Origin of the sequence: Pseudomonas sp. (assembly GCF_041601375.1) — a bacterium.
Lineage (GTDB): Bacteria > Pseudomonadota > Gammaproteobacteria > Pseudomonadales > Pseudomonadaceae > Aquipseudomonas.
The window spans coordinates 1-9,720 of the sequence record NZ_JBFIIG010000162.1 but is presented as its reverse complement, the minus strand read 5'-3'; the positions used below and the strand labels follow the sequence as shown (position 1 = coordinate 9,720).

Annotated in this window: 9 protein-coding genes and 1 pseudogene; 5 read left to right on the top strand and 5 right to left on the bottom strand. The window is 66.2% G+C overall.

Features of this window, described 5'->3' with window-relative positions; genetic code table 11:
* The 3 genes and pseudogenes from ABZE94_RS17345 to ABZE94_RS17335 form a co-directional block, all read right to left on the bottom strand.
* A pseudogene (locus ABZE94_RS17345) lies at positions 1–167 on the bottom strand (iron(III) ABC transporter); the annotation flags it as partial.
* Positions 168–251: 84 nt separating this feature from the next.
* Positions 252–1,019: a heme ABC transporter ATP-binding protein gene (locus ABZE94_RS17340; protein ID WP_372876846.1), complete on the bottom strand. Its 768-nt coding sequence runs from the start codon at positions 1,017–1,019 to the stop codon at positions 252–254.
* On the bottom strand, positions 1,019–2,056 hold the full coding sequence (locus ABZE94_RS17335; protein WP_372876844.1) for a FecCD family ABC transporter permease: 1,038 nt from the start codon (positions 2,054–2,056) through the stop codon (positions 1,019–1,021). Before ABZE94_RS17335 ends, ABZE94_RS17340 begins: the two co-directional genes overlap by 1 nt.
* 181 nt (positions 2,057–2,237) lie before the next feature.
* Between ABZE94_RS17335 and ABZE94_RS17330 the strand changes: the two genes are divergently transcribed.
* On the top strand, positions 2,238–2,567 hold the full coding sequence (locus ABZE94_RS17330) for a Rieske (2Fe-2S) protein (protein WP_372876842.1): 330 nt from the start codon (positions 2,238–2,240) through the stop codon (positions 2,565–2,567).
* On the opposite strand, the gene ABZE94_RS17325 is transcribed toward ABZE94_RS17330, so the two are convergent.
* Positions 2,557–3,117, bottom strand: coding sequence for a response regulator transcription factor (locus tag ABZE94_RS17325; RefSeq protein WP_318949201.1), 561 nt, complete (start codon positions 3,115–3,117; stop codon positions 2,557–2,559). The two genes, ABZE94_RS17330 and ABZE94_RS17325, sit on opposite strands and share 11 nt — an antisense overlap.
* A 13-nt stretch (positions 3,118–3,130) precedes the next feature.
* Entirely contained in the window at positions 3,131–4,384 is a 1,254-nt protein-coding gene (locus ABZE94_RS17320) for an ATP-binding protein (RefSeq protein WP_372876840.1), read from the bottom strand.
* 285 nt (positions 4,385–4,669) lie between these two features.
* On the opposite strand from ABZE94_RS17320, the gene ABZE94_RS17315 reads away from it, so the two are divergent.
* From ABZE94_RS17315 to ABZE94_RS17300, 4 genes are all read left to right on the top strand, one after another.
* The gene (locus ABZE94_RS17315; protein ID WP_372876838.1) at positions 4,670–5,383 is read left to right on the top strand and encodes an SIMPL domain-containing protein; all 714 of its coding nucleotides are present in this window, start codon (positions 4,670–4,672) and stop codon (positions 5,381–5,383) included.
* Between the two features lie 356 nt (positions 5,384–5,739).
* The gene (locus ABZE94_RS17310) at positions 5,740–7,338 is read left to right on the top strand and encodes an ABC transporter substrate-binding protein (protein ID WP_372876836.1); all 1,599 of its coding nucleotides are present in this window, start codon (positions 5,740–5,742) and stop codon (positions 7,336–7,338) included.
* Between the two features lie 111 nt (positions 7,339–7,449).
* Positions 7,450–9,060: an ABC transporter substrate-binding protein gene (locus tag ABZE94_RS17305; protein ID WP_372876834.1), complete on the top strand. Its 1,611-nt coding sequence runs from the start codon at positions 7,450–7,452 to the stop codon at positions 9,058–9,060.
* 147 nt (positions 9,061–9,207) lie between these two features.
* Positions 9,208–9,720, top strand: a 513-nt coding sequence (locus ABZE94_RS17300; RefSeq protein ID WP_372876832.1) for an ABC transporter permease subunit, incomplete at its 3' end; no start/stop codon positions are given.

The window sequence follows — 9,720 nt, the reverse complement described above, 5'->3', positions numbered from 1 at the left end:
TGTTCGATCAGTTGCTGCGGACTCAGGCGCTGACCCGTGCGCAGATCGACGATCTGCCCCAGGTCGGCATGCCCGCGCCCTTCGGGGCTTTGCCAGGCGGGCAACGGCGGCAGGGAGGCCTGGCAGCCGGACAGAAGAACGGCGACGAATACCAGCAGCGTGCGCATAAGGGAGTCCTTGATGTTTCAGGGGGCTGGCAGATCTGGTTGGAGTCTAGACAAAGAGTAGCAGCGAGGACACGCCAGCCCCACCTAGCGCGCCACGATCAGCGGATGCCCCCGTTCCGGATGGCGCTGCACCAGCACCTCCAGGCCGAAGACGGCCTGCAGCGGCTCGGCGCGCAGGACCTGTTCCGGGCTGCCCAGGGCATGCGGGCGACCGCGATCGAGCAACAGCAAACGGTCGCAGTAACGCGCCGCCAGGTTCAGGTCATGCAGGATCACCAGCACCGCCGCGCCCCGTCCGGCGAAGGTCCGGGTGGCTTGCAGGGTGGTGTGCTGGTGCAAGGGATCGAGCATCGAGGTCGGCTCGTCGAGCAACAGGATCTGCCCCGCGCCGCCCGGCCAGAGTTGCGCCAACACCCGCGCCAGGTGCACGCGCTGACGCTCGCCGCCGGACAGGGCCAGGTAGCTGCGCCCGGCCAGATGGGCGGCATCCGCCGCCTGCAGCGCTTCGCCGACGATCTGCGCATCACGCAAGTGACCGCTGGCATGGGGCAGCCGGCCCATGGCCACGACCGCCTCGACGCGGAAGGCGAAATTCAGCGTCGAGGTTTGCGGCAATACCGCCAGCCGCTGCGCGCGCTCGGCGCCCGGCCAGTCGCCGAGGTGGCGCCGATCGAGCCACACCCGCCCGCTGGACGGCTGCAGTTCGCCGCAGAGGGCACCGAGTAAGGTGCTCTTGCCGGCGCCGTTGGGGCCGAGCACGCCGAGCACTTCACCCGGGCGCAGCTCCAGGTCGATATCGCTCAATACGGTACGGGAACCGCGCTGCACCGCCAGGTTTTCCGCTCGCAGCATCAGGCACGCCCCCGCAACAACAGGTAGAGAAAGAACGGCGCTCCGAGCAAGGCGGTGACGATGCCGATCGGCAGTTCCGCCGGCGCCAGCAGCAGCCGCGCGGCCAGGTCGGCCAGCAGCAACAGGCTGGCGCCGGCCAGTGCCGAGGCCGGCAGCAGCACACGGTGATCCGGGCCGACCAGCAGACGCATCAGTTGCGGCACCACCCGGCCGATAACGCCGATCATCCCCGCCGCCGCCACCGCGGCGCCGACACCGAGGGCGGTGCACAGCACCAGCTCGCGCTTGACCCGTTCCACCGCGAAACCCAGGTGGCGCGCCTCCGACTCGCCGAGCAACAGGGCATTCAGCGCCCTGGCCCGGCGCGGCAGCCACAGCGCCACCGCCAGGGTGACCAGCAGCAACGGCCACAGCCGCGCATAGCTGGCGCCATTGAGGCTGCCGAGGTTCCAGAAGGTCAGGGTACGCAGGGTGGCGTCATCGGCCAGGTAGGTGAACAGGCCAATCGCCGCACCGGCCAGGGCCGTCAGGGCGATGCCGGCCAGGAGCATGGTCGCCACGCTGGTCTCGCCGTCGCGGCGGCCGAGGCGATAGACCAGGGCGGTCACCCCGAGGCCGCCGATAAAGGCGCACAGCGACAACAGGTAAGGCGCGAAGACCTCCGGCAGACCGCCCAGCGCCGCGCCACCGACAATCGCGACCGCCGCGCCCAAGGCCGCACCGCTGGAGACGCCGACCAGACCGGGATCGGCCAGGGGGTTGCGGAACAGGCCCTGCATCGCCACCCCGCACAGCGCCAGCACCGCGCCGACGGTCAGGCCCAGCAGGGTGCGCGGCAGGCGGATCTGGCCGAGAATCAGTTCGGCCTGCTCCAGCTCGACGCCCCCCACCGGCATGCCGAACAGGCGCAGCGCGGCCTGCAGGGTATCGGCCGGCGGCAGGTTGACCGGCCCCAGCGCCAGGGATAACCAGAGCGCGAGCGCCAGCAACAGGCCCAGCGCGATAAACAGTGAGCGCGGCTGAATGACAGGATTCATGGCGTGGGCTGGGCTTCTGCGGTCAAAGAGTGGCTGGCAGGATAAAAGGCTGCGGCCGAGGCCGCCAGTCAATCCAGCGCTAGCGCAAACTCCAGCCTCGGGTTTTTCTGCTCAGGCGGGCGCGCGGCGCTTGGCAAGCCGGCGCAGACCGGGATAATGCCTGCCTGTGATGGAGGTACCGATGATGCGTTTATGCGCCCCGCATGAGCTGGCCGAAGGTCAGAGCCGGGGCTTCGTGATTGACGGCGAAAAGCTGTTCGCCGTGCGCAAGGACGGCCAGGTATTCGTCTACCGCAACCGTTGTCCGCACAAGGGCATCAACCTGGAATGGCTGCCGGACCAGTTTCTCGACCACAGCGCCAGCCTGATCCAGTGCGCCACCCACGGCGCACTGTTTCTCATCGACTCGGGCGAGTGCGTGGCAGGCCCCTGCGCCGGGCAATCGCTGCACGCGCTGACCTGCACGGAAAACGGCGAAGGGATCTGGGTTTCACCGCCTCTCAGCGCCTGACCGGACGCTTCTGCAATTTGCGCTGCAGCGTGCGCCTATGCATGCCGAGGGCGCGGGCGGTGGCGGAGATGTTGCCTTCGTGCTCGGCCAGCACGCGCTGGATATGCTCCCACTGCAGGCGGTCCACCGACATCGGGTTTTCCGGCACCAGGGTGTCCAGGTCGGCGTGCTGGGTCAGCAGCGCGGCCAGCACATCGTCGGCATCGGCCGGCTTGCACAGGTAGTTGCAGGCGCCGCGCTTGATCGCCTCCACCGCGGTGGCGATGCTCGAATAACCGGTGAGGATCACCACGCGCATCTCCGCATCCAGCTCCAGCAGCTTGGGCAGCAGTACCAGGCCGGAGTCGCCTTCCATCTTCAGATCGAGCACCGCGTAATCCGGCAGATCCTGCTCGGCCAGGGCCAGGCCTTCCTCGGCCGAGCCGGCGGTGGACACACGCAGGCCGCGCCGGCTCATGGCCCGCGCCAGCACCCGGGTGAAGGTCGGGTCGTCATCGACCAGCAGCAGATGGGGCTGCTCTTCGCCTTCGAATAGGACTTCATCACTCATACTCAATGCTTCCTCAGGCTCTGCCATAGGCGCGCGGCAACTTCAGCTCGGTGAGCGTGCCGCCTTCTTCGTGGTTATACAGCTTTACCGTGCCGCCGGCACGGGTGACGCTGGCCTGGCTGAGGAACAGTCCCAGGCCGAAGCCCTTGCCCTTGGTGGTGAAGAACGGTCGCCCGAGCTGTTCGGCGATGGCCAGCGGCACGCCGGCGCCGAAGTCGCGGATGCTCAGGCGCAACCACTGGTGGTCCCAGTCGAGACGAATGTCCAGCTTGTCCGGGCAGGCGTCGGCGGCGTTGTTCAACAGGTTGAGCAGCGCCTGGGTCAGGTCCGTCGGCGGCATTATGCGCGGCGGCGTGCCCAGCCCCAGGCACTGATAACGGTAGCTGGCCTCGGGGCGCATCAGGTGCCAGCGATTGAGGGTGGTTTCCAGCCATTCGACACAGGACTGTTCGATCACCGCCTGGCGCCGGTCCGCTTCGGCGGCGCGCACCAGCTGCTGCAGGGTCTCCTTGCACAGCTTGACCTGTTCCTGCAGCACCGCCAGGTCTTCTTGCAACAACGGATCCTGATGCTCGCGGCGCAGCTCCTTGATCAACACGCTCATGGTCGCCAGCGGCGTACCCAGCTCATGGGCGGCGCCGGCGGCCTGGGTGGCAACCGCCAGCAACTGCTGGTCGCGCAGGCCTTCCTCGCGGCGTTCGGCGCGCAGTTCTTCCTGATCGCGCAGCTCCTCGGCCATCTTGGCGACGAAGAAGGTGATCAGCCCCGCAGCCAGGGCGAAGCTCAGCCACATGCCGTAGATCAACAGACTCTCGCGTGGGCCCGGCGGCAAATCCAGCGGGTGCGACCACACCAGCAGCAGGGTGTAGCCGGCCAGCGCCAGGCCCGACAAGGTGATGGTGAACAACCAGGGCAGGGTCGCCGCGGCGATGGTCAGCGGCACCAGGTAATAGGAGACGAAGGGGTTGGTCGAGCCACCTGAGAAATACAGCAGCACGCTGTGGATGACCAGGTCGCAACCCAGCTGTACCGCGTACTCCAGCTCGGTGACCGGCCAAGGCCCGCGCAGGCGCAAGGCGGTCAGCAGGCACAGCAGCAGCGAAACACCGAGGGTGATGCTCAGTTCCTGCCAGGGCAAGGGCAGCAAGCCGGAATTGTAGGCCAGGCCCACCGAACCGGCCTGGGCGGCCAACACCAGGATACGGATCAGGGTCAGGCGCCAGAGATTTTGCCGGCTGGCCGACAGCAACTGCACGGGTGCGAGCATGGGCTCTCCAAAAAGGGCTCGGGGGCCGAGTCCGGCGAGTATAACCAAGGCACCGCCCGGCCAGCTGCGGCAACTGGCCGCAGCCATGACGGCAACGCAAGGCGGGGCGGACTGCGATCAGCTTCAGCCCGCACAAGACCACAACCACTTCGAAGGGGACTCGCAGGCCTGCACAGCAGCCAGACACGGCAATGAACCGGATTTAACCCGAACAGTCGAAATGCTACGTCTACCCTTAGCAACACCGCCCACACAACGTCCGCACATCGCTCACAAGGAATTGTCATGCAGCCATTGTCCCGTCTTGCCAGTGCCCTGGTCCTCAGCGCCGCTGGCCTGCTCAGCCTAGCGGCCCATGCCGACCAGGTTCGCTACAACCAGATTTCCCTGCGCGCAGAGGTCACTCAGGAAATCGCCCACGACCTGATGCACGTCACCCTCTACAGCGAAGCGCAAGACAGCGACCCGGCCGCCCTCGCCGCGCAGATCAGCAAGACCCTCAACGCCAGCCTTGCCCAGGCGCGCCAGGTCAAGGGCGTCAGCGTGGCCATGGGCAGCCGCCACAGCTACCCGGTCTACGATGAGAAAGGTCAGCGGATCACCGCCTGGCGCGAGCGTGCCGAACTACGCCTGCAAAGCGCCGACTTCGGCGCCCTGTCCAAGCTCACCGGCGAGATGCTGCAAGGGCTGAAGATGGGCGGAATGAACTTCAGCATCGCCGACGCCACGCGCAAAACCCACGAGGACGCCCTGCTCAAGGAGGCCGTGGCGGCGTTCAAGGCCCGCGCGCAACTGGCCACCGACGCCCTGGGCGGCAGCGCGTACAAACTGGTCAACCTGAACCTGAACAGCGGCGGTTTTCAGCCCCCGATGCCGATGCGAATGAGCGCGATGAAAGGCGCAGAGAGGATGGATGCCGCGGTGACGCCGGACATCGAAGCCGGCACCAGCCAGGTGACGATCAATGCCGATGGCGTGATCGAAGTGCAGATGCCCTGAAAGCAGGCAGCGCCGTTGTCGCCAGATAGCAGGCCGTTGAAAAATGTAGGCGAGGCAGGCAAGACAAGGCAAAAACGGCCGAGGAAGCGGAGTTTACTGGCTGTAAATGAGCATTCCGAGGCCGTTTTTAACGCCGTATTGCCAACGCAGGTAGTTTTTCAACGGCCTGATAGCGGCGTATTGCCAGCTTTATCCACGAAAATTGCTTAAATGCGACAGCCACGTACAACTCGCCCGCAGTTGCTACGCTGAATGGGTCATGCCCCTTGCCTGCGGTACATGTGGTGCATAGTTTCATCCGAGGCCTCCACAAGAGGCCCCTCACGCGAATAACCACAATAATCAATGAGGTCACTATGCGTAAAAACGCCTTCATCCAGGCTTTTGTCGTTGCCGGGCTGCTCGCCGGCACCCCGCTGGCCCAGGCCGCGAGCAACCTGGTGTTCTGTTCCGAAGGCAGCCCGGCCGGGTTCGACCCGGGGCTGTACACCACCGGCACCGACTTCGATGCCAGCGCGGAAACCGTGTTCAACCGCCTGACCCAGTTCGAGCGCGGCGGCACAGCGGTCATCCCCGGCCTCGCGGAAAAATGGGACATCGCGGAAGATGGCCTGAGCTACACCTTCCACCTGCGCCCCGACGTCAAGTTCCACACCACCGGCTACTTCAAGCCGAGCCGCACCTTCAACGCCGACGACGTGCTCTTCACCTTCCAGCGCATGCTCGACAAGGAGCATCCGTTCCGCAAGGCCTACCCCAGCGAATTCCCCTACTTCACCGACATGGGCCTGGACGCCAATATCGCCAAGCTGGAGAAGCTCGACGAGCTGACCGTCAGGTTTACCCTCAACCAGGTGGACGCCGCCTTTATCCAGAATCTGGCGATGAGCTTCGCCTCGATCCACTCGGCCGAATACGCCGGGCAGTTGCTCGAGGCCGGCAAGGCCGCCGATATCAACCAGAAACCGATCGGCACCGGCCCCTTCGTCTTCAGCCGTTACCAGAAAGACTCGCAGATCCGCTTCAAGGGCAACCAGGACTACTGGAACCCGGACGAGGTCAAGCTCGACAACCTGATCTTCGCCATCAACACCGACGCCTCGGTGCGCATGCAGAAGCTCAGGGCCGGCGAATGCCATGTCACCCTGTTCCCGCGGCCGGCCGACCTTGAGGCGCTGAACAACGATCCGAACATCCAGATGCCGTCGCAGCCCGGCTTCAACGATGGCTATATCGCCTACAACGTCAGGCACAAGCCGTTCGACCAGCTCGCCGTGCGCCAGGCCCTGGACATGGCGGTGAACAAGCAGGCGATCATCGACGCGGTCTACCAGAGCGCCGGCCAGCTGGCGGTCAACGGCATGCCGCCGACCCAATGGTCGTATAACGACAGCATCGAGGACGCCGCCTACGACCCGGAGAAAGCCAAGCAGTTGCTCGAGGCCGCCGGGGTCGCCGAAGGCACCGAGATCACCCTGTGGGCCATGCCGGTGCAGCGCCCGTACAACCCCAACGCCAAGCTGATGGCCGAGATGCTGCAAGCCGACTGGGGCAAGATCGGCCTCAAGGTGAGGATCGTCAGCTACGAATGGGGCGAGTACCTCAAGCGCACCAAGGCCGGCGAACACGACGCCATGCTGATCGGCTGGAGCGGCGACAACGGCGACCCGGACAACTGGCTGGGCACCCTGTACGGCTGCGATGCGGTGGACGGCAACAACTTCTCCAAGTGGTGCGATGCCGAGTACGACAAGCTGATCAAGGCGGCCAAGCGCACCACCGACGTGGCCGAGCGCACCGAGCTTTACCAGCAGGCCCAGGTGATTCTCAAGCGCGAAGTGCCGATCACCCCGATCGCCCACTCCACCGTGTATCAACCGATGCGCAAGAGCGTTAAGGACTTCAAGATCAGTCCCTTCGCGCTCAACGCCTTCTACGGGGTAAGCGTCGAGTAACCCGCCCCGAGTGAACACCCGGACCGGTTATCCGCCGGCCCGGGTTTCGTGCCAGCCGTGGCCTATCCGGTCACGCCTGATTTGCACCGCCGTTGTTTGGGAACAGCAAAGATGTCCAATGCCCTGCGTCCGTTTCTCCGCCTACTGCTCTGCGGCGCTCTTGCCGCGACCGGCCAGGCTTATGCCGTCGGCGCCAGCCTGGTGGTGTGCACCGAGGCCAGCCCGGAAGGCTTCGACATCGTCCAGTACACCGCGGCGACCACCGCCGATGCCGTGGCGGAAACCGTGCTCGAGCGCCTGGTCGATTTCGCGCCGGGCAGCACCGCGCTGATCCCCGGCCTGGCCGAACGCTGGGACGTCTCCGCCGATGGCCTCAGCTACACCTTTCACCTGCGGCGGGGAGTGAGGTTCCACCGCACCGCCTGGTTCACCCCGAGCCGCGAGCTGAATGCCGACGACGTGCTCTGGAGCTTCCAGCGCCAGCTCGACCCGCAGCACCCCTGGCACCAGCTGTCCGTGCGCGGCTTCCCCTATGCCGAAGCCATGGCCATGGCGCACCTGATCGAACGCATCGACAAACTCGACCAGTACCGCGTGCGCTTCGTCCTCAAGCGTCCCGAGGCGCCCTTCCTGGCCAATCTGGCCATGGGCTTCGCCTCGATCTATTCCGCCGAATACGCCGGGCAACTGCTCGCCCAGGGCAAGAGCGAACAGCTCAACCGCCTGCCGGTCGGCACCGGGCCCTTCGTCTTCGAGCGCTACGCCAAGGACGCCCAGGTACGCTTTCGCGGCAACCCGGAGCACTGGGCCGGCGCGCCGGCACTCGAGCGGCTGATCCTGGCCATCACCCCCGAGCCCAACGTGCGCCAGCAGCGGCTCAAGGCTGGCGACTGCCAGATCGCCCTGTACCCGCGTCCGGTGGACATTCCCGCGCTCAAGGCCGACCCGGCGCTGCAGGTGCTGGAGCTGGACTCGCTGCTGGTCGCCTATATCGGCATCAACACCCGGCATCCGCCGCTGGACGATGTGCGCGTGCGCCAGGCGCTCAACCTGGCCTTCGATAAAAGCGCCTACATCCGCGCGCAATATGGCCAGGGCGGTGCCAGCCCGGCCGTGGCACCCTACCCGCCGACGCTCTGGGGTCACGATCCCGAGCTGTCCGGCTGGCCCCACGATGTCGCGCGGGCCCGGCAGCTGCTGGCCGAGGCCGGGCTCGGCGACGGCTTCGAACTGGCGATCTGGACCCGCCCCGGCGGCGGCCCGACCAACCCCAACCCGGGCATAGGCGCGCAGATGCTCCAGGCCGATCTCGCCGCCATCGGCATCCAGGCCGAGATCCGCGTATTCGAGTGGGGCGAGCTGATCAAGCGGGCGAAGAACGGCGAGCACGACCTGGTGTTCATGGGCTGGGCCGGCGACAACGGCGACCCGGACAATTTCCTCACGCCCAATCTGTCCTGCGCCGCCGCCCAATCCGGCGAGAACCAGGCCGGCTGGTGCCACGCCGAGTTCGACGCCCTGATCGCCCGGGCCCGTCAGGTGCCTGACCAGGCGCTACGGGCCGCGCTGTATCGCCAGGCCCTGGCGATCTTTCATGAACAGGCGCCCTGGATCCCCCTGGCCCACCCCAAGCAATTCAGCGCCCTGCGCCGGGACGTGCAGGGTTTCGTGCTCAGTCCCATGGGCTCGAACAATTTCTCCAGAGTGAAATTCGATCCGTAGACCGGGTGCAACCCGGGGCAACCCGGCCGCACCGGCAGAGCCCCCGGATTGCATCCTGGCTACGAATCAACGCATAACCCTCTACAACAACAGCGCCGGGCCACGCAGCCCGGTGCACCGAGCCAACCGTTGGAGTACCGATAAGCCATGCTGTCTTTTATCGCCAGGCGTCTGGGGCTGCTGATCCCCACCTTTTTCGGGGTCACCCTGCTGACCTTCGCCCTGATCCGCATGATCCCCGGCGACCCGGTGGAGGTGATGATGGGCGAACGCCGGGTCGACCCGGTCATGCACGCCGAGGCCATGGAACGCCTGGGTCTGAACAAGCCGCTGTACGCCCAGTACCTCGACTACATCGGCCAACTGGCCCGGGGCGACCTGGGTGAGTCGCTGCGCACCCGCACCAGCGTCTGGGACGAGTTCCTCACCCTGTTCCCGGCCACCGTCGAGCTGGCCCTCGCCGCCCTGCTGTTCGCCGGCAGCCTGGGCCTGATCGCCGGGGTGGTGGCCGCCCTGAAACGCGGCTCGCTGTTCGACCACGGGGTGATGGGCATTTCCCTGGCCGGCTATTCCATGCCGATCTTCTGGTGGGGCCTGCTGCTGATCATGTTCTTCTCGGTGTGGCTGGGCTGGACGCCGGTGTCCGGGCGCATCGACCTG